The sequence below is a fragment of the Saccharothrix saharensis genome, from assembly GCF_006716745.1.
Lineage (GTDB): Bacteria > Actinomycetota > Actinomycetes > Mycobacteriales > Pseudonocardiaceae > Actinosynnema > Actinosynnema saharense.
Map to the genome: position 1 here is coordinate 2,839,348 of NZ_VFPP01000001.1, position 24,269 is coordinate 2,863,616.

18 protein-coding genes are annotated in these 24,269 nt (G+C 72.3%); 5 read left to right on the forward strand and 13 right to left on the reverse strand.

Annotated features, from left to right (window positions below; all coding sequences use genetic code 11):
* Positions 1-3: 3 nt before the first annotated feature.
* The 6 genes from FHX81_RS11665 to FHX81_RS11690 all read right to left on the reverse strand — a co-directional run bounded on the left by FHX81_RS11665 (position 4) and on the right by FHX81_RS11690 (position 6,600).
* On the reverse strand, positions 4-759 hold the full coding sequence (locus tag FHX81_RS11665; RefSeq protein ID WP_141977765.1) for a hypothetical protein: 756 nt from the start codon (positions 757-759) through the stop codon (positions 4-6).
* Positions 746-2,209 (reverse strand): vWA domain-containing protein, encoded by a 1,464-nt coding sequence (locus FHX81_RS11670; RefSeq protein ID WP_141977767.1) that lies wholly within the window; start codon positions 2,207-2,209, stop codon positions 746-748. The genes FHX81_RS11665 and FHX81_RS11670 overlap by 14 nt, the downstream gene beginning before the upstream one ends.
* Positions 2,206-3,333, reverse strand: coding sequence for a hypothetical protein (locus FHX81_RS11675; RefSeq protein ID WP_141977769.1), 1,128 nt, complete (start codon positions 3,331-3,333; stop codon positions 2,206-2,208). The genes FHX81_RS11670 and FHX81_RS11675 overlap by 4 nt, the downstream gene beginning before the upstream one ends.
* A 139-nt stretch (positions 3,334-3,472) precedes the next feature.
* Entirely contained in the window at positions 3,473-4,234 is a 762-nt protein-coding gene (locus FHX81_RS11680; protein WP_141977771.1) for an SDR family NAD(P)-dependent oxidoreductase, read from the reverse strand.
* Positions 4,235-5,437: an acetyl-CoA C-acetyltransferase gene (locus tag FHX81_RS11685; protein ID WP_141977773.1), complete on the reverse strand. Its 1,203-nt coding sequence runs from the start codon at positions 5,435-5,437 to the stop codon at positions 4,235-4,237.
* Positions 5,438-5,454: 17 nt separating this feature from the next.
* The gene (locus FHX81_RS11690; RefSeq protein WP_141977775.1) at positions 5,455-6,600 is read right to left on the reverse strand and encodes an acyl-CoA dehydrogenase family protein; all 1,146 of its coding nucleotides are present in this window, start codon (positions 6,598-6,600) and stop codon (positions 5,455-5,457) included.
* 165 nt (positions 6,601-6,765) lie between these two features.
* Between FHX81_RS11690 and FHX81_RS11695 the strand changes: the two genes are divergently transcribed.
* Entirely contained in the window at positions 6,766-7,308 is a 543-nt protein-coding gene (locus tag FHX81_RS11695; protein ID WP_141983894.1) for a TetR/AcrR family transcriptional regulator, read from the forward strand.
* A gap of 124 nt (positions 7,309-7,432) precedes the next feature.
* On the opposite strand, the gene FHX81_RS11700 is transcribed toward FHX81_RS11695, so the two are convergent.
* Both FHX81_RS11700 and FHX81_RS11705 read right to left on the reverse strand, forming a co-directional pair.
* The gene (locus FHX81_RS11700; protein WP_141977777.1) at positions 7,433-7,705 is read right to left on the reverse strand and encodes a GlsB/YeaQ/YmgE family stress response membrane protein; all 273 of its coding nucleotides are present in this window, start codon (positions 7,703-7,705) and stop codon (positions 7,433-7,435) included.
* A 153-nt stretch (positions 7,706-7,858) separates the two neighbouring features.
* Positions 7,859-8,608: a sporulation protein gene (locus FHX81_RS11705; protein WP_246107774.1), complete on the reverse strand. Its 750-nt coding sequence runs from the start codon at positions 8,606-8,608 to the stop codon at positions 7,859-7,861.
* A gap of 205 nt (positions 8,609-8,813) precedes the next feature.
* Here FHX81_RS11705 and FHX81_RS11710 point away from each other — a divergent pair, with 205 nt between their 5' ends.
* Both FHX81_RS11710 and FHX81_RS11715 read left to right on the forward strand, forming a co-directional pair.
* On the forward strand, positions 8,814-11,780 hold the full coding sequence (locus FHX81_RS11710; RefSeq protein WP_141977781.1) for an acetyl-CoA carboxylase family protein: 2,967 nt from the start codon (positions 8,814-8,816) through the stop codon (positions 11,778-11,780).
* Between the two features lie 13 nt (positions 11,781-11,793).
* Positions 11,794-13,080, forward strand: coding sequence for an MFS transporter (locus FHX81_RS11715; RefSeq protein WP_141977783.1), 1,287 nt, complete (start codon positions 11,794-11,796; stop codon positions 13,078-13,080).
* A gap of 144 nt (positions 13,081-13,224) precedes the next feature.
* Here the strand turns inward: FHX81_RS11715 and FHX81_RS11720 are convergent, their stop codons facing one another.
* Positions 13,225-14,112, reverse strand: coding sequence for a hypothetical protein (locus FHX81_RS11720; protein WP_141977785.1), 888 nt, complete (start codon positions 14,110-14,112; stop codon positions 13,225-13,227).
* Positions 14,113-14,324: 212 nt separating this feature from the next.
* Here FHX81_RS11720 and secA2 point away from each other — a divergent pair, with 212 nt between their 5' ends.
* A complete protein-coding gene (gene secA2, locus FHX81_RS11725) occupies positions 14,325-16,643 on the forward strand; it encodes an accessory Sec system translocase SecA2 (protein ID WP_141977788.1) in 2,319 nt (772 codons plus the stop codon).
* Between the two features lie 51 nt (positions 16,644-16,694).
* On the opposite strand, the gene FHX81_RS11730 is transcribed toward secA2, so the two are convergent.
* Complete coding sequence (locus FHX81_RS11730; RefSeq protein ID WP_141977790.1) at positions 16,695-16,961, reverse strand: hypothetical protein; 267 nt, start codon at positions 16,959-16,961, stop codon at positions 16,695-16,697.
* A 395-nt stretch (positions 16,962-17,356) separates the two neighbouring features.
* On the opposite strand from FHX81_RS11730, the gene FHX81_RS11735 reads away from it, so the two are divergent.
* Positions 17,357-18,664, forward strand: a complete 1,308-nt coding sequence (locus FHX81_RS11735) for a tannase/feruloyl esterase family alpha/beta hydrolase (protein WP_425473812.1) — start codon at positions 17,357-17,359, stop codon at positions 18,662-18,664.
* A gap of 50 nt (positions 18,665-18,714) precedes the next feature.
* Here the strand turns inward: FHX81_RS11735 and FHX81_RS40480 are convergent, their stop codons facing one another.
* The 3 genes from FHX81_RS40480 to FHX81_RS11750 all read right to left on the reverse strand — a co-directional run bounded on the left by FHX81_RS40480 (position 18,715) and on the right by FHX81_RS11750 (position 24,265).
* Positions 18,715-20,313 (reverse strand): ABC transporter substrate-binding protein, encoded by a 1,599-nt coding sequence (locus FHX81_RS40480; protein WP_170232023.1) that lies wholly within the window; start codon positions 20,311-20,313, stop codon positions 18,715-18,717.
* Positions 20,310-22,310, reverse strand: a complete 2,001-nt coding sequence (locus FHX81_RS11745) for a hypothetical protein (RefSeq protein ID WP_141977793.1) — start codon at positions 22,308-22,310, stop codon at positions 20,310-20,312. Before FHX81_RS11745 ends, FHX81_RS40480 begins: the two co-directional genes overlap by 4 nt.
* 107 nt (positions 22,311-22,417) lie before the next feature.
* Complete coding sequence (locus FHX81_RS11750) at positions 22,418-24,265, reverse strand: helix-turn-helix domain-containing protein (protein WP_141977795.1); 1,848 nt, start codon at positions 24,263-24,265, stop codon at positions 22,418-22,420.
* Between the last annotated feature and the right edge of the window lie 4 nt (positions 24,266-24,269).

Consider the following 24,269-nt stretch of genomic DNA (forward strand, 5'->3'; position numbering starts at 1 on the left):
GGATCACTGGAACATCGCGATCGGCCGGATGACCAACTGCTGGGGGTCCGCCTGCCACGCCTGCACCTTGCCCAGGCACCGCGCCTGGAACCCGCCCTCGGGCACGACCTCGTCGCGCAGCCCGCCGTTGTAGCACTCGACCCGCACCTGCGGGCCCTGCTCGGGGTCGTCCGGGTCGCCGAACGGCGCCAGGAACACCGTCGTGCCGTCACCGTCGGACGCCACCCGGAACACGCCCTTCACCGACACGTACGAGTCGATCCGCCGCAGCCGCACGGAGTCGAACGACTCCAGGTGCTGCTCCAGCGCCGTGTTCCGCAGCACGGTCAGGTCGCGCAGGTCGACGTGCACGACACCGGACGCGGACTCCAGCGCGTCCAGCAGCACGCCCACGACCGCGATGGGTTCGTACTGCTCGATGTAGGTCTTCACCACCTCGCGCCCGGACGTCCGCGCGCCCTCGACACCGAGGTCCAGGCCCTTCAGCGCGATCTTGCCGTCCTTGGTGACGCCGACCCGGTCGACGACCTCCTTGGTCATCGCGTCGCCGTACCGGCCGACCTGGTAGAGGTCCATCACGGACTTCTCGTGCAGGTAGATGGTCAACCCGGGCACCTCGCGCGAGGGCGCGTACCGGTGCCGCGACCGCCACGCCCACACCGCGACGCCGGCGGCCACGAGCAGCGCCAGCGCGGTGACGGCCCACACGAGCACCCAGGGCCACCACACCGACCACCACAGCCTGCTATCGACAGCCACGGATCTCCTTCACCGCCTCCAGCAACGACCCGGTGGTGGCGTCCACGACCCGCCCGCCGGTCGCCCGGGCCACCCGGTCCAGCTCCACCGGGTCGGCCTCGCCGAACCGGATCGCGTACGTGCGCGCGGGCGGGTGCGGCCACGCGGCCAGGAACCCGTCCGCGGTCAGGCCCGCGTTGTTCTCGCCGTCGGTCATCAGCACCACCGTGCCCTCGCCGACGACCCGGTAGGCGTGGTCCAGCGCGGACCAGATCGCCGTGCCGTCGTCGGACAGCTCCGCCGTCTCCAGCGCACCGGCCAACGCCTCCAGGTCCGCCGCGCCGCGGACGACGACCGTGCGCTCCTCCAGCACGGTCCCCGCGAACCGCACCAGCACGACCGCCTCCCCCACCCGGAACCGGTCGAACCCGCCCGCGCGGCTCAACGTCGCGAACGCCTCCCGCAGCCCGGCGAGGCGCGGACCGGCCATGGACGTCGAGTGGTCGAGCACGAACACGACCCGACCGGGCCGACCGGCCCGGTCGTAGGCGGCCAGCAGCGCGTCCACGACCCGCTGCGTGCCCGGGAAGTACAGCGCGGTGCCGATCGGCTCGCGCAGCGCGTCGGTGCGCTCCACCTGCGGGTCCACCGGCCGGCGCGCCGTGCGTTCCATGATCGACCGCTGGGCCGCGGGCGTGCGCAGCCACTCGACCACCCGGTCGTACGCGGCTCGTTTGTCCGGTTTGAGCAGCATCAACGGGTAGTCGGAGAGCACGATCCCGTCCCGCGGGTACACGACCTCCAACGGCTCGCGGAGCTGCCCGGACGCGTTCAGCGACAGCACCGCCGACTCGTAGGTGACCACGGCGTCCACGTCGTCCTGCCGCCGCACGTACTCGTCCACGACCTCCGCCGCGCCGGTCGCGTCGAACGCCCGACCGGTCAGGAAGCCCTGGAGCTTGTCGCACGTGACGTCCTCGGGCCGCAGCGCCGCGCCGGTACCGGCGGCGGCCGTGGCCACCCCGATCAACGCCGCCATCCCGCTGCCGGACACGCGCGGGTCGGCCATCCCGAACCGCAGCTCCCCCGCCGCCGCGCGGCCCGCCACGTCGGCCCACGACGCGCCGCTCAACGCCGCCGCCCGGCTCGCCTTCACGCCCAGCACCAGCGGCGACAGCATGGTGCTGGTCGACAGCGGCAGGTCGGCGCCCTGCAGCCGGAGGTACCGGTTCGTGGCCAGCCACGCCAGGTCGTGGTCGACGCCCGCGGCCAGCTCCTCACTGGCCCGCACCGTGCCCCGCTGGTCGAGCCTGAGCTCCACGCCGGTGTCGCGCCGCAGGTCGGCGAGCACCGGCGCCAGGTCCGCCAGCTCCGAGCTGGCCAGCACGGTCAGCGTGACCGGGTCGGGTCGGGCGGACGTGCAGCCCGCCAGCGCCGCCGCGGTCACCAGCACGGCGGCCAGCGCCCTCACAGCGGCACCCCGCTCGGGCAGTCCCCGAGCTCCCCGATCATCGTGGCCAGCGCGGCGGGCTTGGCCACGTACGCCTCGGTGTCGCCCTGACCGGGGTTGCCGACGGGGATGCCGCGCTCGGCGAGCACGGTGCCCACCGACGCGCTGCCCGCCCGTCCCAGGCGGAACCCCAGCTCCAACGCGCGCCGCTGGAGGTCCGGGTTCTCCTGCAGCAGCCGCCCGACCTGCTCCCCCGCTTCGCTGAACGCGATCAGCCACGGCTCGGCGTGGTGGTGCGCGTCGGGGTAGAGCAGCACGCGGTCGCGGTCGACTTCGCCGGTGCGCTCCTCGGTGCGGATCTGGTAGGCCAGGTACTGGTGCTCGTAGATGACGCTGACCGGGGCGAACGTGCGGCCGTCCGGACCGAAGAACGTGCGGCCGATGCCCGCGCCGAACTGGCCCTCGACCTCGAACAGCGGCTTGATCTTCGTCGCGACCGCCAGGGCTTCGGCCTCCGTCGGCGCCCGCCGGTCGTTGGCCGCGAACGCCACCACCGCCAGGTACGCCGCGCCGGAGTAGGCCCGGCACGGGTCGGGCGACTGGGCGATGATCTGGTTCTCGCTGGTCAGGCCGCCGCCCTCGATGCCCTTCCAGGTCTTGCCCTCCAGGGTCAGCCCGACGAACTCCGCCATGTCCAGCGTGTAGTAGAGGCCGTCGCCGTCCGACTGGGGTTCGGCCACCCCCGCGTGCGCCAGCGCCCGCGCGTAGTCGCTGAACGCGGCGATCACCAGCGGCGTGGTGAACGGGTAGAACGGCGTGCCGCCCACCCGGTCGTGGATCTGCCGGGCCGTGAGCTGGCCGGACGGCATGACGAAGTCGAACGACGTCGGGTCGGCCCGCTCCTTGGCGATCTCGGTCGAGCCGCCCGAGTCGGTGAGGTGCACCTGGATGCCGTTGGCCATCAGGATGCGGCGGACCTCGGCGTCGGAGAAGAACTCGACCTTCGAGGCCATCATGGCCCGCACGACCGTGACGCCCCGGAACGGCAGCGCGACCGCGCCCGAGACGAGCAGCGCGACCACGCCGACCAGCGCGATGCCCGCCGAGATGCCGAACGGCAGCAGGAAGCGCTTGCGCCGGAACACCGGCCTGGACGGTTCGAGGATCGATAAGCTGGGTTCGGCGGAACTCTTCGCGACCACGGACTCCCCCGAGCGGCACGGCGACACTGCGCTGCTACGAGCGTAGATCGCCGTGCCGCCGCCGGGGGTTACAACTCGGCGATCAGCCGCCCAACGTCACGCCGCCGTCCACCACGAACGTCGCGCCCGTGGTGTAGCCGCCCGCGGCCGAGGCCAGGAACACGACGGCCGCGGCCAGTTCCTCCGGGTCGCCCACCCGGCCCATCGGCAGGCGCGAGACGTGCGCTTCGAGGTAGCCCTCCGGGTACTGGTCGGTCATCTCGGAGGCGAAGTAGCCGGGCGCGACCGCGTTGACCCGGATGCCCTTGCGCCCCGTCCACTGCTGGGCCAAGTCGCGGGTCAGGCCGATCACGCCCGCCTTCGACGCGGAGTACGCGGCCTGCGGCAGCCCGCCGGAGACCAGGCCGAGCACGCTGGAGACGTTGATGATCGACCCGCCGTCGGTCATCACGGCCGCCGCCGCCTGCGCCATCCAGTAGGTGCCGTTGAGGTTGACGTCCATGACGCCCAGGAACTGCTCGGGCGTCTCCCGGGACGCGGGCACCGCCGACGCCACGCCGGCGTTGTTCACCAGCACCCGCACCGGGCCGAACTCCGCCGCGGCACGGGCCACCTCGCGGCAGTCGTCCGGCTGCGCCACGTCGGCCTGCACGACCAGCGCGCGCCGGCCCGCGTCCTCCACGAGCTGCGCGGTGTCCTTGAGCCGCTCCACCCGCCGGGCCGCGAGCACCACGTCCGCGCCCGCCTCGGCGAGACCCTTGGCGAACGCCACGCCCAGGCCGGAGGACGCGCCGGTGACGATCGCGACCTGGCCGTCCAGCCGGAACTTGTCCAGGATTCCCATTCAGCTCAACCTCTCCAGGATGATCGCCATGCCCTGACCGCCGCCGACGCACATCGTCTCCAGCCCGAACTGGACGTCACGCGCGCGCATCCCGTTGATCAGGGTGGTCATGATGCGGGCGCCGGTCGAGCCGAACGGGTGGCCCAGCGCGATCGCGCCGCCGTGCACGTTCAGCTTGTCCACGTCGATGCCGAGCACGCGCTGGCTGCCCAGCACCTGCACCGCGAACGCCTCGTTGATCTCGACCAGGTCGATGTCGCCGATGGTCAGGTTCGCGTGCGCGAGAGCCTGCCTGGTGGCGTCGACCGGGCCCAGGCCCATGATCTCCGGCGAGAGACCGGACACGCCGGTGGACACGATGCGCGCCAACGGGGTCAGGCCCAGCTCCTTGGCCTTGACGTCGCTCATGATGACGACGGCCGCCGCGCCGTCGTTGAGGGGGCAGCAGTTCCCGGGCGTGACCGTCCCTTCTGGACGGAACGACGGCTTCAGCGCCGACACGGCGTCGTAGGTGACGCTCTTGCGCGGGCCGTCGTCCGCGCTGACCACCGTGCCGTCCGGCAGCGTGACCGGCGTGATCTCGCGGGCGAAGAAGCCGTCCGCGATGGCCTTCTCGGCGAGGTTGTGCGACCGCACGCCGAACTCGTCCTGGTCGCGGCGGCTGATGCCGAGCAGGGTGGCGACGTTCTCGGCGGTCTGGCCCATCGCGATGTAGTAGTCGGGCAGCTCGCCGTCCTCGCGCGGGTCGTGCCACGGCTCGTTGGTCTCGGCGGTGCGCTGGGTGCGCTCGCGGGCGACGTCGAACAGCGGGTTGAAGTGCGGGTCGCCGTGCCGGTAGCGGGAGACGCACTCCACGCCGGCGCTGACGAACGCGTGGCCCTCGCCCGCTTTGATGGCGTGGAACGCCATCCGCGCGGTCTGCACCGAGGACGCGCAGAACCGGTTGACGGTGGTGCCGGGCAGGGTGTCCAGGCCGAGCTGGACGGCGATGCGGCGGGCCACGTTCTGGCCGTGCTCGTCCTGCGGCTCGGCGCACCCCAGGTGCAGGTCGGTGATGTCGTCGCGGTCCAGCTCCGGGACCTGGTCCAGCGCGGCGCCGACGATCTGCGCGGCCAGGTCGTCCGGGCGCAGGTCGACCAGCGACCCCTTGCGCGCCCGACCGATCGGGGAACGCGAGGTGGCGACGATGACAGCCTCGGGCATGGCGGTGCTCCTGGTGGCTAGAGGCCGAGGTCGCGGCCGATGAGTTCCTTCATGATCTCGTTGGAGCCGGCCCAGATCCGGGTCACGCGGGCGTCCATCCAGGCGCGGGCCACGCGGTACTCGGTCATGTAGCCGTAGCCGCCGTGCAGCTGCACGCACGCGTCGATGACGTCGTTCTGCACGTCCGCGCTCCACCACTTGGCCTTCGCCGCGTCCACGGCGGTCAGCTCGCGCCGGGTGTGCGCGTCGGTGCACTGGTCCAGGAACGCCTGGGTGACGTCGATCTTGGTGACCAGCTCGGCGAGGGTGAACTTGTTGTGCTGGAACGAGCCGATGGCCTGGCCGAACGCCTTGCGCTCCTTGGTGTACTCGATCGTCTCGAGCAGGATCTGCTTGGCGTGGGCCAGGTTGGAGATCGCGCCGCCGAGGCGTTCCTGCGGCAGGCGTTCCATCATGTAGATGAAGCCCTGGTCGACCTCGCCGATGACGTTCTCGGCCGGTACGCGCACGTCCTCGAAGAACAGCTCGGCGGTGTCGGACTCGGGCTGGCCGACCTTGTCCAGCTTGCGGCCGCGCTCGAAGCCCTTCATGCCGGTCTCGACGGCGAACAGCGTGATGCCGCGGGCCTTCTTCTCCGGGCTGGTGCGCGCGGCGACGACGATCATGTCGGCGGAGAAGCCGTTGGTGATGAACGTCTTGGAGCCGTTGAGCACCCAGTCGCCGCCGTCGCGCACGGCGGTGCTCTTGAGCGCGGCCAGGTCCGAGCCGCCGGAGGGCTCGGTCATGCCGATGCCGGTCGTCAGCTCGCCCGAGCAGAACCGGGGCAGCCAGCGCTGCTTCTGCTCCTCGGTGCACAGGTCGACCAGGTAGGGCGCGACGACGTCGCCGTGGATGCCCAGGCAGGACGACATGCCGGCGCTGACCTTGGACAGCTCCTCGCCGAGCACGGCGTTGAACCGGTAGTCGTTCGCGCCGCTGCCGCCGTACTCCTCGGGGACCTCCAGGCCGAGCAGCCCCTGCTTGCCCGCTTCCAGCCACACGTCGCGGTCGATGCTGCGCTGCTCGACGAACCGCTCGTAGTTCGGGCGGAGGGTGCGGTCGCAGAACGCCTGCGCGGACTCGCGGAACGCTTCGTGGTCGGGCTCGAACAACGTGCGGCGCACTCTCGGATCCTCCATACTAAGCGGTTGCTTAGGTGTAAGCGTGTGCTTAGCCTGCGGTATCGTTCGGGTTCGTGTCAAGGAGGGCCGGCTGTGACGACGACCAGTGGTGAGTTCGCGCTCCTGGACGAGACGTGGTCCTCGGTGACGCCACCGGCGGCCCGGCGGATGCTGATCGCCGCCGCCGCCGCGTTCTCGGTGCGCGGGTACCACGCGACGACGACCCGTGACATCGCGGCACAGGCCGGCATGTCACCGGCCGCGGTCTATATCCACTACCGGTCCAAAGAGGAACTGCTGTTCCACATCTCGCGGGTGGGGCACGCCACGTCGTTGTCGCTGCTGACCGGGGTGTCCGAGGTGGACCCGGTGGACCGGCTGGCGGCGGCCGTGCGGGCGTTCGCGTCGTGGCACGCGGAGTACCACACGACGGCGCGGGTGGTGCAGTACGAGCTGAGCGCGTTGACGCCGGAGCACCTGGCCGAGGTGGTGGAGCTGCGGCGGCGGATCGAGGCGGCGGTGCGCGGCATGATCGCCGACGGCGTGGCCGCGGGGGCGTTCGACGTGCCCGACGTGCGCGGTGCGACCCTGGCCGTGCTGTCCCTGTGCATCGACGTGGCCCGCTGGTACCAACCCTCCGGCCGCCGCACCCCGGCCGAGATCGGCGACCTCTACGCCGACCTGGTCCTGCGCATGGTCCGCACCCCCTGACCCCGGGGGTCCTACGCCCAGCGCTCGAGAGTCCTACGTTCAGGCAGCCCGAGTCCGACGCTCATGCCCAACGGTGTTCGGGTCGAGCGTTGAACTCATGCGTGGTGAACGTAGGACTCTCGGGTCAGCGGACGGATTTCTTGCCGTAGAAGCCGGCGACGAGGCTCACGCCGATGGCGGCGATGATCACCTGCACGATGATCTCGATCCAGTCGATGCCGGGCGTGTCCTCCACGCCGAGCGCCCGGGCGATGAACGTGCCCAGGAACGCCGCCACGATGCCGACGATGATCGTCAGCCAGATGGGGATGGCCTGCTTGCCCGGCGCCACGAGCTTGCCCAGCAAACCGATGATGAGACCCACGATCAGAGCGCTGATCACACCGCCGATGCCCACGATGCCTCCTGCGGGTTAGTCGCCTTCGAAGAAGTCCCCGACCGCGTCGAGGGCCTCGCCGCTCATCATCCCCACCGCAGACGTCGCCCGCAGCGCCAGCGGCGATCGGAGCAACCCCGCCCGCCCGCCGCGGCGACCTCCGCGCGAACCGCCCTAGTGGCCGAAACCGTGGGAAGATCGCCTGCCGGAGACCTGGTCCATCCACTGGTGCAGCAGCGCCGCCCAGTCCGTGCGGATCACCTCATCGTGCGACATGGCGAAGTGGCCGAACGAGTCACCGCCCGCCCGGAACAGCCCACCGCGCCGGTCCGCCTCCAGCACCACGTACAGCCGGTGCGGATCGGTCACGAAGGTCAGCTCCAGCTGGCTGATCTTGCTCAGGAACTGCCCCGGCGGCAGGAACTCGATCTCCTGGTAGAACGGCAGCTGCTGCGGCACGCCGTGGATGCGCCCCGACTCGTTGTCGGCCCGCTGGAACCGGAACCCGAGCGCGCCGAACGCGTTCAGCACGTGCTCCTGCGACCGGGTCGGGTGCACGGCCACCGGGTCGAGGTCGCCGGGGTCGACCGCGCCGCGCACCTCCAGCTCCGTGCGCAGCCCCATCGTCATGCCGTGCAGGTGCTGACCGTGCACGACGGTCAACGGCGTCTCCAGCGGCACCGGGAACCGGAACGGCAGCGCCAGCTGCTGCCCCGGCCCGACGCCGATCCGCTGACCGACCACGACCTGCGCGAACTCGACGTTGCGGTTGTACTCGTTGTCGCCGCTCTCCACCTCGACCCGGGTGACGAGCGACAGCTTGACCAGGTCGATGTCGGCGGGGTGGTCCCCGCCCGCGATGCGCACCTCGCCGGTGAGCAGCTCACCGGGCCGTGCGTTGGGGTTGGCCAGCACCGTGTCCACCGTGGGACCACCGACTCCGAACGCGCGCAACATCCTCTTGAAAACCACGGTGAGTGCCTCCTGGCCTGCTGTGTGTCACGCCCTTGACCTCGGGTTTCTTCAAAGACGCCTCGACAGGTGCATCGGTTCCCTCTGGACGAACGCCAAGCGCAGGTGCCACTATGCGACCGCGGTCACATACTAAGCGGTCGCTCAGGAGGTTCCAGTGCCCACGCTGCTCGTCGCCAACCGGGGAGAGATCGCCGTCCGGGTCCTGCGCGCCGCCGCCGACCTCGGCTGGCGGACCGTCGCCCTGGTCACCGACTCCGACGACGCCCACGGCAGGCACGCCGACCGCGCGGTCCGGCTGCAGGGCTCCTACCTGGACGTGGACGCCGTGCTCGCCGCCGCCGACGGCTGCGACCTGGTGCACCCCGGCTACGGGTTCCTGGCCGAGAACGCCGGGTTCGCCCGCCGCTGCGCCGAGGCCGGGCTGACGTTCGTCGGACCACCGCCGGAGGTGCTGGAGCTGCTCGGCGACAAGAGCCGGGCCCGCGCCCTGGCCGCCGAGGTCGGCGTGCCCGTGCTGGCGGGCGCGGAGGACGGGTTCGAGGACTTCTTCCGGCGGCACGGCGCGGTGGTCGTGAAGGCCGTGGCCGGTGGCGGCGGCAAGGGCGTGCGGGTGGTGCGCCGGCTCGCCGACCTGGCCGCGGCGGTCGAGCGCTGCCGGGCCGAGGCGCTGGCCGCGTTCGGCGACGGCACCGTGTTCGTGGAGGAGCTGCTGGAACCGGCGCGGCACGTCGAGGTGCAGCTGGTCGGCACCACGGTGCTCGGCGACCGGGACTGCTCGTTGCAGGTCCGGCACCAGAAGCTGGTCGAGGTCGCGCCCGCGCCCGGCCTGTCGGCCGACCTGCGGTCCGCGCTGCACGGCGCGGCGGCGACGATCGCCCGTGCCGTCCGCTACACCGGGCTGGGCACGGTCGAGTTCCTGGTCGCGCCGGACGGCCGGTTCGCGTTCCTGGAGGCCAACCCGAGGCTCCAGGTCGAGCACACCGTCACCGAGCAGGTCACCGGGCTGGACCTGGTGCGCGCCCAGCTGCTGCTGGCGACCGAGGTCGAGCCGGACCTGACCCACACGCCGCGCGGCAGCGCGCTGCAACTGAGGGTGAGCCTGACGTCCACGGGACGGTTGTCGGCGTTCGAGCCGCCGACCGGACCCGGCGTGCGGGTCGACACGCACGCGTCCGTCGGCTACCGGGCGGGCCTCGGCTTCGACCCGCTGCTGGCCAAGGTCGTGGTGCACGCCGACGACCCGGACACCGCGCTGCGCCGCGCCCGCCGCGCGCTGGACGAGTTCACCGTGGACGGTGCGCGGACCAACATCGGCTTCCTGCGCGGTCTCCTGGACCACCCGGACGTGTTGCAGGCGCACACGGGCCTGGTTGATTCGCTGCCCCGTGAGGACACCGGAGCGCGCGCTCCCGTGCAAGGCACCGTCGTCGCCATCGAGAACGGCACGGTCGTCGTGGAAGCGATGAAGATGCAGCACGTCGTGCCGATCGGTGACGCGCGGGTGCTGGTCGAGGTCGGTGACACGGTCGCGGAAGGCGCGCTGCTCGCCGAGGGCGTGGACGTCGCCGTCGAGGAGAAGGCCGTCGAGGTCGACCTGGACGACGTGCGAGCCGACCTCGCGGAAACGTTGGCGCGCCACGACTTCACGCGTCCCGAGGCGGAGGCCAAGCGGCACGCCGCGGGACGCCGCACGGTCCGGGAGAACATCGCCGACCTGTGCGAGGAGTTCGTGGAGTACGGCGGGCTGGCCATCGCCGCGCAACGCCGCCGCCGGTCGCTGGACGAGCTGGTCGAGCGCACCCCGGCCGACGGCCTGGTGGCGGGCGTCGGCACGGTGAACGGCGGCCGGGTCGTGGCGATGTCCTACGACTACACGGTGATGGCCGGCACGCAGGGCCTGCGCAACCACGCCAAGAAGGACCGGATGTTCGCGCTGGCCGAGCAGAAGCGGCTGCCCGTGGTGCTGTTCGCCGAGGGCGGCGGCGGGCGGCCCGGCGACACCGACCACGGCGGCGTCAGCGGGCTGGACTGCCTCGCGTTCCACCTGTTCGCCAAGCTGTCCGGGCTCGTGCCGCTGGTCGGCATCGCGTCCGGCCGCTGCTTCGCGGGCAACGCCGTGCTGCTGGGCACGTGCGACGTGGTCATCGCGACCCGTGACGCCACCATCGGCATGGGCGGCCCGGCCATGATCGAGGGCGGCGGGCTCGGCGTGTTCCGGTCGGAGGAGGTCGGGCCGGTCGACGTGCAGGTGCCCAACGGCGTGATCGACGTGCTCGTGGCCGACGAGGCCGAGGCCGTCGCGGTGGCCAAGAAGTACCTGTCGTACTTCCAGGGCCCGGTGGACGCTTGGGAGTGCGCCGACCAGCGGCGGCTGCGCCACCTCGTGCCGGAGAACCGGGTTCGCGCCTACGACGTGCGGTCCGTGGTGGAGACCGTCGCCGACACCGGCTCGGTGTTGGAGCTGCGGCCCGGGTTCGGGCTCGGCATCGTCACGGCGCTGGTCCGGGTCGAGGGGCGGCCGCTCGGCCTGGTCGCGAACGACCCCGGCCACCTCGGCGGCGCGATCGACGCGGACTCCGCGGACAAGGCCGCGCGGTTCCTCCAGCTCTGCGACGCGTTCGACCTGCCGGTGGTGTCGCTGTGCGACACGCCGGGGTTCATGGTCGGGCCGGACGCCGAGCGCACCGCGACCGTGCGGCACCTGACCCGGATGCTCGTGGCCGGCGCGAACCTGGACGTGCCGTTCGGGTTCGTGGCGCTGCGCAAGGCGTACGGGCTGGGCGCGCAGGCGATGGCGGCGGGCAGCTTGAAGGTGCCGCTGTTCGCGGTGTCGTGGCCCAGCGGCGAGTTCGGCCCCATGGGGCTGGAAGGCGCGGTGCGGCTCGGGTACCGGCGCGAGCTGGACGCCATCGAGGACCCGGCGCAGCGCAAGGAGATGTTCGAGGCGATGGTCTCCGCCGCCTACGAGCACGGCAAGGCGCTCAACGTGGCCTCGGCGTACGAGATCGACGACGTGATCGACCCGGCCGACACGCGCCGCTGGATCACCACCCTGCTCACCGGACCCGACCCCGTCCAGGTCAGGACCGGCAAGAAACGCCCGTTCGTGGACACCTGGTGAAAGGGAACAGCACATGGTCACGACCGCTCCCCCCGAGCGGCGCACGTTGCGCAAACTCATGGCGGCCGGGCTCGTCGGCTCGTCGCTCGAGTGGTACGACTTCTTCATCTACGCGACCGCCGCGGCGCTGGTGTTCCCGAAGTTGTTCTTCCCCGAGGCGTCGCCGCTGGTCGGGTTGCTGCTGTCGTTCAGCACGTTCTGGGCCGGGTTCATCGCCCGGCCGGTCGGCGGGCTGGTGTTCGGGCACGTCGGCGACAAGTTCGGCCGCAAGCCCGCGCTGGTGACCTGCCTGGCGCTGATGGCGGCGGCTACGTTCCTGATCGGGGTGCTGCCGACCAGCGCGACGCTGGGTGTGGTGGCGCCGGTGCTGCTGGTGGTGCTGCGGTTCCTCCAGGGCATCGCGGTGGGCGGTCAGTGGGGCGGCGTCGTGCTGCTGCTGACCGAGACCGCCGGGCCGGGGCGGCGCGGGTTCGCGGGCACGTTCGGCCAGGCCGGCGTGCCGCTGGGGGTGATCCTGGGCAACGTGGCGTTCCTCGTCGTGGGTGCGACGGTGCCGCCCGCGTCGTTCGCGACGTGGGGGTGGCGGGTGCCGTTCCTGGCGAGCGCGCTGCTGTTCCCCGTGGTGCTGTTCATCCAGCTGAAGGTGGAGGACAGCCCGGTGTTCCGGGAGATCAAGGAACGGCGCCCGGCCGGCCCGCCGCCCGCGCCGTTGAAGGAGGTGCTGCGGACGCACCGGCGGCCGGTGCTGCTGGGCGCGGGGTTGATGTTCGCGTCGAACGCCGTGTTCTACGTCAGCATCGCCGGCGTGCTCGACTACGCGACCCGTGAGCTGGGGTTGGCGCGCAACTCGGTGCTGGTCGTGACGCTGCTGTCGTCGCTGGTCAGCGTGCCGGTGATCCTGCTGGCGGGGCGTTGGTCGGACCGGCACGGCAGGCGTCCGCTGATCGTGGCGGGCGCGGTGTCGATGATCGTGTGGGCGTTCCCGTACTTCTGGTTGATCGACACCGCGTCGCTGGGGCTGATCTTCGTCGCGCTGGCCGTGTCGGGGGTGGGGTCGAGCCTGGTCTACGGGCCGGTGGCGGCGTACCTGGCGGAGCTGTTCGAGCCCCAGGTGCGGTACTCGGGCGCGTCGCTGGCGTACCAGTTGGCGTCCATCCTGGTCAGCGGCGGCACACCGTTCATCATGACCGCGTTGCTGGTGGCCACGGGCACGTCCCTGTCGGTTTCGGCGTTCCTGCTGGTCATGGGCGTGGTGACGCTGGCCTCGGTGCTCGGGCTGCGGGAGACGCACCGGGCTTGATTGAGACGAACGGCCGATTCTATTCCACGTGACCGCGACTACTTTCGAATCGTGTGACCGGTGCGCGATCCGAGAGGAGTTCGAGCATCATTCGACGACGCGGTAGTGAGAGCGGGAACGACTGCTGAGCGGCGAGGGGTGTGCTCACACGACCACACCCCTCCCTTTCAGCTCGATGCGCATCCCGAAGCTCTCCTGGTGCGGAACCGCGGTCGACTCGACGCCGAACACGGGCCTACCGCTCTCGTCCACGGCCCGGACCACTTCGAAGCCGTCGTCACCGTCGCTGAAGCCCAGCGGCTCGAAGTACGCGTCGGACCCCGGCGGGAGCGCGACCCGATGACGAGCCCGGACGACCGGGGTGCGGAACCTCAGCATGAAGTCGTCCGGGGTGTGGTCGCGCATGAGCGGCACGCACATGCCCGGCCAGTCGCACTCGACCACCACCCCGAAGGAACTCCCGCGCGGCAGTGCCGCGCGGAAGTGGATGATCAGCACGAACTTGCCCTCGGCCACCCACTCCGAGGTGGTCGTCAGCTTCGGACCGGGCAGGTCGTCCGCCTGCAGCTTGCGCGCCACCACGGCGACCCTGCGCCGGTGCTTGGCGGGTTGGGGCCATCCGCAACCGTGCTCCAGGCGCACCGCCCACAGACCGTCGACGAGCACGTGGGCTCGCATCGTGAGCCGTTTGCGCGTGTCACCGTTGGGCTCGACGGTGTAGAAGTCGTCCCAGTCCATCACCCGGTACTCCAGCGGGTCGTGGTCGGACGCCAGCTTGGTGTAGTGGGAGACGAGCCGCCGGTGGACCTCCAATCGACGAAGGGTCGCCCGGCGGTCGGCCAAGAGCACGAGCACGCCCGACAGGAGCACGAGCAGCGCCGCGACAAGGGCTCCGGCCTTGACCGCGGCGTTGCCCAGCAGCGCACCCAGGAGCACGGCGAAGGACAGGATGCCGAGCACGGCCTTCACGATCGCGGGGCTGCCCTCGGCCGCGAGGAGGTCGTCCAGCCAGGCGATGAACCGAGCGAGCATCCCGCCTCCTGGGAAGACCCGGCTACGTTCGAGCACCGAAGCGTAACGGCACGTAGTCACCGGCGAGGGCGCACTTCGACGGGAAAGGCCTGGGATTGGTGCTCCTGGCTCAGCGGACCGGAGTGCTCCACCGCCGGACGACGGACCCCGCGAGTGAACTGTCAACCGGGTGACGTGCGGAACGTTGTGGACTTGCCGTACGTTGCCGTGCCGTGACCACTCTCCTGGGACGGTTCAAGCAGCGGCTGCGTCGGTTCGCGCAGAAGCCCGGCTCCGCCGACCTCACGCCCTACCGGAAGCTGCTCGAAGAGGTCAACGAGCAGGCCGAGCGCGTGAAGAAGCTCAGCGACGAGGAACTGACCGCCGCGGCGGCCGCACTGCGCGACAAGAGCGACTTCGGCCGCCCCGAGCTGGTGGAGGTCTGCGCGCTCGGCCGCGAGGCCGCCGACCGCGCGCTCGGCCTGCGCCCGTTCGACGTGCAGATCCTCGGCGCGCTCGGCCTCCTGGAGGGCCACGTGGTCGAGATGGCCACCGGTGAGGGCAAGACGCTCTCCGGCGCCATCGCCGCGGCCGGTTTCGCGCTGCGCGGCGACCAGGTGCACGTGGTCTCGGTGAACGACTACCTGGCCCAGCGCGACGCCGAGTGGATGGGCCCGCTCTACGAGCTCATGGGCGTGAGCGTCGGCTGGATCAACCAGAGCTCCAAGCCCGAGGAGCGCCGCGCCGCCTACCAGGCCGAGGTCATGTACGCCTCGGTCTCGGAGATCGGCTTCGACGTGCTGCGCGACCGGCTGGCCACCGCCGAGGGCGACCTCATCGTGCCCAAGCCGCGCGTCGCCCTCGTGGACGAGGCGGACTCGGTGCTGGTGGACGAGGCCCGCGTGCCGCTGGTCCTGGCGGGCTCCACGGCGGGCCCGGCGGTCGACCCGGCGCTGGCCGACCTGGTCAAGCGGCTGCGCCGCGACCTGCACTTCGAGATCGACGACGAAGAGCGCAACGTCTACCTCACCGGCGCGGGCAGCGAGCTGGTCGAACGGGCGCTCGGTGGCATCGACCTGTACTCCGACGAGCACGTCTCCACCACGCTGAGCAAGGTCAACGTGGCCCTGCACGCGCAGGTCCTGCTGCACCGGGACGTGGACTACATCGTCCGCGACGGCAAGGTGCACCTGATCAACGACACGCGCGGCCGGATCGCGAAGCTCCAGCGCTGGCCCGACGGCCTGCAGGCCGCGGTCGAGGCCAAGGAGAACGTGGCCACCACGGACGCGGGCGAGGTGCTGGACTCCATCACGGTCCAGGCGCTGCTCAGCCGCTACCCGACCGTGTGCGGCATGACCGGCACCGCGGTGGCCGTCGCCGAGCAGCTGCGCGACTTCTACCAGCTCGAAGTGCTGGTCATCCCGCCGAACGTGGAGACGATCCGCGAGGACGAGGCCCCCCGGCTGTACACGACGCTGGAGCAGAAGGAAGCCGCGATCGTCGCCGAGATCAAGGAGGTGCACGCGACGGGGCGCCCGATCCTGGTCGGCACGCTGGACGTGGCCGAGTCCGAGCGCCTGTCGCGCAAGCTCGCCGAGGCGGGCCTGGAGTGCGTCGTGCTCAACGCCAAGAACGACGCCGAGGAAGCCGCGATCATCGCCGACGCGGGCTCGTTCGAGCGGGTCACCGTGTCCACCCAGATGGCGGGCCGCGGCACGGACATCCGGCTCGGCGGGCACGACTCGACCGACCACGAGCGCATCGCCGAACTCGGCGGCCTGTACGTGATCGGCACCGGCCGCCACTCCAGCAGCCGGCTGGACGACCAGCTGCGCGGCCGGGCGGGTCGCCAGGGCGACCCCGGCGGGTCGGTGTTCTTCTCCTCGTTGCAGGACGACCTGGTCACGCAGTACGTGCCCGACCACGACGAGCCGGCCGAGGTGGACGAGGACGGCCGCATCACCGACGCGGGCACCCTGCACACCGTGGAGCACGCGCAACGCGTCGCCGAGGGCGTGCACCTGGAGATCCACCGCAACACCTGGCGGTACAACAAGCTGATCGAGCACCAGCGCCAACTGCTGCTGGAGTACCGGGACAAGCTGCTGCGCACCGACCTGGCGTGGAAGGAGCTGTCCGAGCGCAAGCCGGACAAGGCGCACGAGATCGAGGACCTCGACGACGAGGTCAAGGTGTCCGCGGCCCGACTGATCGCGCTGCACCACCTCGACCAGCGGTGGAGCGACCACCTGACGTTCCTGACCGACCTGCGGGAGGGCATCCACCTGCGGGCGCTGGCCCGGCAGAACCCGCTGGACGAGTTCCACCGCGAGGCCATCCCGGCCTACCACAAGATCATCCCGGACGCCTGGGACGAGGCGGAGGAGACCTTCGCCAAGGTGCAGATCGACGCCGACGGCGCGCACCTGGCCGAGGCGGGCGTGCAGCGCCCGAACACCACCTGGACCTACCTGGTCAACGACAACCCGTTCTCCTCCGGCCTGGAGGAGACGTTCAAGGGGTTGGTGAAGCTGGTCCGGCGCCGCTGAGCGCTCGGCGCCGCGCGGGCCGGGAGTCAGGCCCGGCCCGCGCGACGGCGGTCACCGAACGGGTGTGGAGACCTTCTTCTCGACGACCGGCTGCGGCTGCCGGGGCAGCGCGGCCGGTCTCGGGATCCGCTGTGCCACCGCCTGCTCGGTGAGGGCGCGGATCTCCGCCAGGATGTCCAGGTGCTGCTGGGACGGTGGCGGACCGACGAGGTTCGAGTGGTCGAACGCGGTGCGTTCGGCCCGGTGGGCCAGGTTCTGGAGGCGCCGGATCAGGTCCCACTCCTGGTCAGTGCGCGTAGAGCGCCGTTGCTCAGTCACCCCGGAAGCAGACACCTCACGCCGGGTGAACGTAAATCACCTGGCAGTGCGAACTTCGCTGGGTCAACTCAGCTACCCCTGCGCGGGCGGTCAAAACACGCCGATCGTGGTACTCAAGGTTCCACCGCCGAGCGAGAAGCAACACCGTGCACGCGGGGACGTCCAGGACAGGGCCGTTCAGGCGGACGTGGAGCCCGGTCACGGCGTGGTTATGCACCGATCGACGTCACTCGTGGCAGTGAAAAGTCCGCTGACGTCCGCTCGTGACGCGGTGTCGACCACCTCGCCGGTGCGAGGGTCGCTCGTCGGGGTGTCGCCGATGGCTGCGCACACCACATCCGCCCCGCCGGCCATGGCGTCGCGACCCATTCCGCGCCCCGGCGGGCCGTCCTACCGTGCCTCGGGTGAACATCGCCGTTCCGCTGATCGCAGCGCTCCTCGCGACGACGGCGCAGGCCGTTCCCGCGTCCGCCCACGGATGCGGGCCCCTGCGCGTTCCCGGTGCCGAGCACCAGGAACTGACCCACCTCGCCGACCTGTCCACCGCCGGGGGCCGCACCGATCCCGCCGACTGGGCCGGGCTGACCCCCGCCGGCCTGCCCGCGCCGACGCCGGTGGCGGGCACGCAGGTGGACGGCTACTTCCCCGACTCCTCGACCGGCAACACCAACCACGGCTGGGCGCACGACTCGCAGTTCGTGATCCGCTTGCCCCGGCGCTGGAACGGCGGCCTGGTCGTGACCGGCTCGCCGGGCGTGCGCGAGCAGTACGCCAACGACCGCGCGATCAGCGACTTCGTGCTGGCCCGCGGCTACGCGTTCGCGTCGACCGACAAGGGCAACACGGGGGTGGCGTTCCACCGCGACGGCGAGCGCCCGGGTGACGCGATCGCCGAGTGGAACCACCGGGTCACGCAGCTGACCCGGGCGGCGAAGGCCGTGGTGGCGCAGCGGTACTGCCGCCCGCCGGCGCGCACCCTGGCCACGGGCATCTCCAACGGCGGCTACCTGGTGCGCTGGCAGCTCGAGAACCGCCCCGAGCTGTACGACGGCGGCGTGGACTGGGAGGGCACGCTGTGGACCGCCCGGGGCCCGAACCTGCTGACGTTCCTGCCGCCCGCGCTCAAGGGCTACGCCACCGGTGACCGGGCGGCGGTGGTGGCCGCCGGGTTCCCGGCCGAGTCGGAGTTCCTGTGGCCGTTCCACCACCAGTACTACTGGGACCTGACCCAGCGCATCTACCGCGAGGAGCTGGACCCGACCTGGGACGGTGACGTCGAGGCCGGCACGCCGTTCTGCGCGCCCGGCACGCCGTCGTGCGACGCGGACTACGACTACGCGTCACGGCCGCAGGCACAGCGGGCCGTCGAGCGCATCGCGCTCACCGGCCGGATCGGCAAGCCGCTGCTCACGCTGCACGGCACGCTGGACACCCTGCTGCCGATCTCCCGCGGCTCGGACGTCTACGCGGACATGGTGCGCCAAGCCGGTCGGGGTGGGCTGTTCCGCTACTACCGGATCGAGGGCGGCACGCACGTGGACTCGCTGTTCGACGCGTTCCCGGACCGGCTGCGGCCGTTGACGCCGTGCCACCGGTCGGCGTTCGCCGCGCTGGAGGGCTGGCTGTCGGGCACGCGCCCGCCCGTATCGACCACCGTGCCGCGCCCGGCGGTGGTGAACGCGACGGAGTGCGTGCTGGCGTGACGCCGGTGCCCGCCGCTCGACGTGCCCCCGCGGACGTCGAGCGGCGGTGCTCACCCGATGCGTCGCGCGGACCCGTCCGGCAGCAGGCGCACCACGGCGGGCTGGTCGCCGGCGACGTCCACGCGGTCGCCGGCGGCGTCGAAGTAGAACGTGCCGCTCGCGCCCTCGTAGGCGGACTCCGCGTCGGAGAAGGTCGCCTGGGTGGCCAGCTCGACCGTCTCCGGCTGGGGGATCACCACGTCCGGGTCGCCCGCCTGCGCGTGCCGGATCCAGCCGACCGCCACGTGCAGGGCGTCCCAGGACATGACGGCCCAGCCGGTGTCCAGCTCGTGCTCGTGGCCCGCGAACGCCTCGCGCAGCGGTGCGAACCGGGGGCGGTCGCCGATCACCACGGGGTCCGCCAGCGGGGTGTAGTACAGCTCGACCTTGCCCCGGCCGACGACCTCGAGCGCCTCGGGGACCTTCCACGCCTTCGCCGCCTCCGCGTCCTGCCCGCCCATCCGCAGGACGGCCGCGTCGGAGGCGCTGACCACGATCACCTTGCGCAGGCAGCTCTCCGCGTCGAGCTTGCCCATCAGGTCGCTGAGGTACCGGGCGCGCCCGGCGTAGTAGACGGCGACCGGCGCGTCCGGCCGGGTCGGGTCGACCTTGCCGCACATCTTGTCGCTGATGATCCGGAACTGGTTGCCCAGCACGCCCTCGTCGTCGCTGCCGAACCGGTAGGGCGTCTCCTGCCCGCCGAGCTGGTCGGCGATGGCCTCGGCGGACGTGCTCGCGTAGGCGTCGCCCGCGTCGTTGCTCTTCACCACGATGGCGCGCGTCCCGTCGACACCGGCCGCGGCCAGCGCCTTCGTGGTCGCGTCGAACTGCCGCGCGTTGGCGAACGCGGTCCGGTGGAAGTGCTCGATGGGGCCGTCCGGGTCCAGCCGGGTCGCGGTGAGGTGGCCCGCCACCATCAGCACGCCGGCCCCGGCGAGCTTGCGGGCCGCGAACTTCGACTCGTCCTGGCTGAGCCCGAGCCCCACCACGGCCAGCAGCGGCGCCGGGTCGTCCTTCATCGCGATCAGCTCGTCCACCACCGGCTCCCAGTGGGCCGACGTGGTGCCCATGTGTGCGAGCAGCACCTCGACCTTCGGGCTGCCGCTCTCGGCGTTGAGCCGTTCCTGGGCGGCCGCGAGCCCCGCCACCTCGTGCACGACGCGCGGCCCGGACAGCGGCGAGGTCAGCGGCGCGAGCAGCGCGACCTTGACGTGGTCGCCGGACAGCGCGTCGTTCTGCGCGCCGATCCGGTCCAGCACCTCCTCGTACCGGGCGCGGGTGCTCTCACCCACCTCGCCGTCGGCGAAGCCGCCGGAGAAGTCGTAGCCGCCGTCGCTGACGCCGACGCACTCCAGCTCCGCCGCCGAGAACAAGCCGCGCAGGGTGATGCCGGTGTCGACGCCGCCGCCGAAGCACAGCACCTTCGGCGCGGCGACCGCGACCGCGCCGACGGGCAGCAGCACCACCGCCACCGCCAGCAGCACGCGCACGGCCCTCGGCGGTGGCGGTGGCGTGATCGGACCGGAGAACCTGGCCCGCGACCGCCGCCGGAACTCCAGCAGGACGGCCCAGCCCACCAGCAGCAGCGCCGAGATCACCAACAGGGTCATCGTCCGCTCCCCCACTCTTCGTCGGCCGGGTCGCCGCACCGCACGTCCCGCCAGCGCTTGGCCAGCTCCCGGTGCTCGGCGGCGACCGAGACGAACTCGCCGTGGTCGTCGAGCGCTTCCCGCGCCAGCACCGGCATCTCCGTGTAGACCACGCCGTGCCGGTCCGCCCGGCTGCCGACCTGGAGCGGGTCCGCACCGGCGCGCCAGGCGGTGAGCACGGCCGTGACGGCGTCGGTCGGCCCGTCCCCGGTGCGCTCGACGCGGGCGCCCGCGAGGTCGGGGTGGGCCGGGCAGGTCGCCAGCGAGCGGACCAGCGCGAGCCACTGCCTGCCGCCGCGCTCGCGCAGCAGGGCGACCAGCCGTTGCACGACCACGTCGGTGTCGCCGCGGGCGAACAGGTGGTGCAGGCGGTCGTCCTCGTGCCCGGCCTTCTCGGCCAGCAGGCCGAACACCGGGCGCCACGACGTCGTGGCCGAGGCGGGCCGCTTGGCCAGCTCCCGCAGCAGGAGCAGGCGCAGCAACGGGTGCATGACCGGGTCGCCGCCCGGTTCGCGCGGGCTCCAGTGGGCCGTGGACAGCAGCGGCTCCTGGTCGTGGAACGCGGTGCCGGTCATCGGCGAGCCGGCGATCACGGCGGCCTCGTCGTGGTCGCGGGCCGCCGCGCAGGTGGTCAGGTCGTACCGCAGGGTGGCCGGGAGGTCGGCCAGGAACATGTCCAGCACGACGTCCGCCGCAGGTCTGGTCCTGGGCGCGTTCCGGTCGCGCGACGGTGGCGCCGGCACGTCCTGGGCCAACATGTCCCCGGGGCAGGCGGTGCCCGCGCCGACGAGCGCCGCGGCCTGCATGAGCAGCGCCGTGCCGCCCGGGTGGCCGCGGGTCAGGTCGCGCAGCACCCGCACGACCCGGTGGCGGTGCTGCGCCTCGATGCCGACCCCCTCGGCGAGCAGCAGCATCTCCGGCTCGGTGAGGTCGCGCAGCGGCAGGGCCAGCCAGGGCCCCTTCACGTCCAGGCGTCCGGTGCGCACCCGTTCCACGACGGTCGGGTCGTCCACGGCCACCTCGTCCTTGGCGATCTCCAGCGACTTCACCAGGGTGCCGTTGCCCCCGGCGATCACGGTGAGGTGGTCGTGCGGGTAGTCGGTGGCCGGCGCGTACCGGATGGCCGCCAGCGCGCGCAGGAACTCCACCCCCGATTCGTGGTCGGCGTTGTCCAGCAGCAGCACCGGGTCGACCGTCCCGCGCCGCACGGCGTGCCGCACGTCGGCCAGGAACGCCTCCACGAGCGTGCGGTCGACCTCGGCCTGGCCCTCCTCGCCGCCGAGGCGGCGCAGCCGGTTGAGCGCCACCAGCTCGGCGACCGCGTCCCGGCGGCGGTCGCGGTCGCGGTGGCCGTACCACTCGTGCCCGGACAGCAGGGTCGCCCGGCGGCCCCAGTGGGTGCGCGTGAGCCCTTCGATGAGCGGCGGCAGGAACTGCTGCACGGCGTCCGCGGTGTCGGGCATCCCGGTCTGCTCGGGCAGCAGGGCGATCATGCCGGCGAGGCGGGCGGAGAGCGCGGCCGGGTCGACCCGGCGCAGCTCGGCCTCGGCCTGGCGGTGCGCCAGGTCGACGTTGCCGTCGTCCAGGTCGACCTCGGTGATCAGCCAGCCGACGAGGAACCGGGAGAACCGGAAGCGGCGGGCGTCGTGCCGGGCCAGCTCGAACATCACCGCGGTGACCAGGGCGAGCACCGGTGACGTGCCGTCCCGGCCGGTCCGGGCGGCGTCGACCCGGACGTGCGGCTGGTCGCCGAGGCGCTCGTCCAGTTCGGCGAGCACCGCCGACTTCCCCGAGCCGCCCGGCCCCACCAGGACGAGCGCGGGTGGGATGCGGCGCTCGGCCCGCCGCGCGTCACCCGAGACCGGTGAGCCGCGCACGATCAGATTCGTCGCGATCTCCAGGATCGCGTCCCGTCCGTGGAGCACCCGCACCACCGCGCCCTTGATCAGCAGCGACAAGAGCGGCCATCACAGCAGACGGGGTCGGCGGCCGAGGGCGGGTCGGGGTCGATTTCACCCCTATAGCCGAGAAGAGCGGCCCGCGGCTCCGCAGTCTTGCGGAACGGTCAGGCGCCCAGCACCTTCATGAGCTTGAGCGCGAGCTGGACCTCCAGCACCCGTTCCGGCGACTGCCAGTCCTCGCCCAGCAGGCTCGCCACCCGGTCCAGCCGCTGCACCACCGTGTTCACGTGGACGTGCAGCTCGTCCTTGGCGCGGCTGAGGTTGGCGCCGCACGCGAAGTACGCGGTCACCGTCCGGACCAGCTCGGTGCCGCGGCCCGCGTCGTAGTCCAGCAGGGGGCCCAGGGTGGACCGGACGTACCCGGCGACGTCCGCCCGGTCGCCCAGCAGCACGCCGACGAAACCGAGGTCCGCGAGCGTGCCGCCGGTGCCCTTGCGCCCCAGTTGCAGCAACGCCTTCAGGCACCGCACCGCCTCGGCGTGCGCGGCGGCCACGCCTTCCGGGCCGTGCGCCGGACCGCCGGAGCCGACGGTCACCGGCAGGCCGACGGCCTTGCCCAGCACCCGGGCCGCGTCGCGCGCCGCGCACGCCAGGTCCGCGCCCGGCAGCACCAGCACCACGTGCTCGCCGTGCGCACCCGCCAGGCCGCGGCACGACGACGCGTGGTGCGCCGCCGCGGCGAGCAGCCGGTCCCGCGGGCCGTCCGCGACCAGCACCACGTGGTCGGCGGCCAGCTCGACGCCGACCCGGCGGGCACGGGCGCGCAACGCCACCGAGTCCACCGCGGCGGTCAGCAGGTCGGTGATCAACTCGCCGCGCACCTTGTTCTCCGCCTCGGCGACCGTGCGGCGCAGCAGGAGCAGCAGGGCGGTGACGACGCCCGCGCGTTCGAACAGCCTGCGGTCGGCGTCACCGAGGTCCGGGCGGTCGGTGAGGGTGATGCTGCCCAGCAGCTCGCGGCCCGCCAGCACGGCGCACACCCACGTGCCGTCCTGCGGGATGGCCCGGCCGCTGGCGCGGGAGGCGTTGACCGCCGCACGGGGCGCGGGCGCGCGGGTGGTGCCGATGCGGGCCAGCTCGGTGCCGTCGCTGTCGTGCACCACGATCCCGCCGTCGAGCACCTCGGCCACGGCGGCGGCCACCTCGGGCACGTCCGCGCCGCGCAGCACCAGGTCGGTGAGCCGGTCGTGGGCGTCCTCGGCGCGGCGCATGGCCTCGTTGTGCGCCCGGATCGTCTCCCCCGCGGCCCGCGTCTCCTCCAGCAGGTGCGCGGTGTCCAGCGCGATCGCGGCGTGGTCGGCCAGCGACGACAGCAGCGCCACCTCGTCGGGCGGGAACTGGCGCGGCGAGCGGTTGGCCGCGTAGAGCACGCCGATGACCCGGCGGTCGAGCTTGAGCGGCACGCCCAGGATGGCGACCAGGCCCTCGTCGCGCACGGCGGCGTCGATGGGACCGGTGTGGTTGAACCGGTCGTCGGCGAAGTAGTCGGCGGTCACGTACGGCTGGGCGGTCTGCGCCACCAGCCCGCCCAGCCCCTCGCCCATGCCGAGCCGGACCTGTTGGAACAGCGCGGAGATCGAGCCGTCGGTGACGCGCATGTACGTGCCGCGGCCCGGCTCGTTCATGCTCAGGTAGGCGATGTCCGCGCCGAGCAGCAGCCGGGCCCGCCGCACGATGGACCGCAGCACGGCGTCCGGATCGCGCACGCCCGCCAGGTCGTTCGCGGTGTCGAACAGCGCTTCCAGCTCGGCTTCGCGGCGGCGGTGCGCGGTGAGCGTGCGGCGGACGCGCAACGCCCACTCCGTGGCGCGGGCGACGCGGTCCAGCTCGTGGTCGGGCACGCCCGCCGCGCGGGCCGCGGGGAGCACCGCCGCCAGCCGCTCGCTGCCCGCGTCCGCCGCGAGCAGGTCGAGCAGCTCCAGCAGGTGCTCCACCGCGTCCGCCTCGCTCATGCCC

Excerpts from the sequence above, each read along its gene's own strand:
- FHX81_RS40480 (WP_170232023.1), bottom strand. The coding sequence starts at position 20,313 with ATGACCCTGTTGGTGATCTCGGCGCTGCTGCTGGTGGGCTGGGCCGTC.
- FHX81_RS11720 (WP_141977785.1), bottom strand. The coding sequence starts at position 14,112 with ATGCTCGCTCGGTTCATCGCCTGGCTGGACGACCTCCTCGCGGCCGAG.
- FHX81_RS11680 (WP_141977771.1), bottom strand. The coding sequence starts at position 4,234 with ATGGGAATCCTGGACAAGTTCCGGCTGGACGGCCAGGTCGCGATCGTC.
- FHX81_RS11715 (WP_141977783.1), top strand. The coding sequence starts at position 11,794 with ATGGTCACGACCGCTCCCCCCGAGCGGCGCACGTTGCGCAAACTCATG.
- FHX81_RS11750 (WP_141977795.1), bottom strand. The coding sequence starts at position 24,265 with ATGAGCGAGGCGGACGCGGTGGAGCACCTGCTGGAGCTGCTCGACCTG.
- FHX81_RS11695 (WP_141983894.1), top strand. The coding sequence starts at position 6,766 with ATGCTGATCGCCGCCGCCGCCGCGTTCTCGGTGCGCGGGTACCACGCG.
- FHX81_RS11685 (WP_141977773.1), bottom strand. The coding sequence starts at position 5,437 with ATGCCCGAGGCTGTCATCGTCGCCACCTCGCGTTCCCCGATCGGTCGG.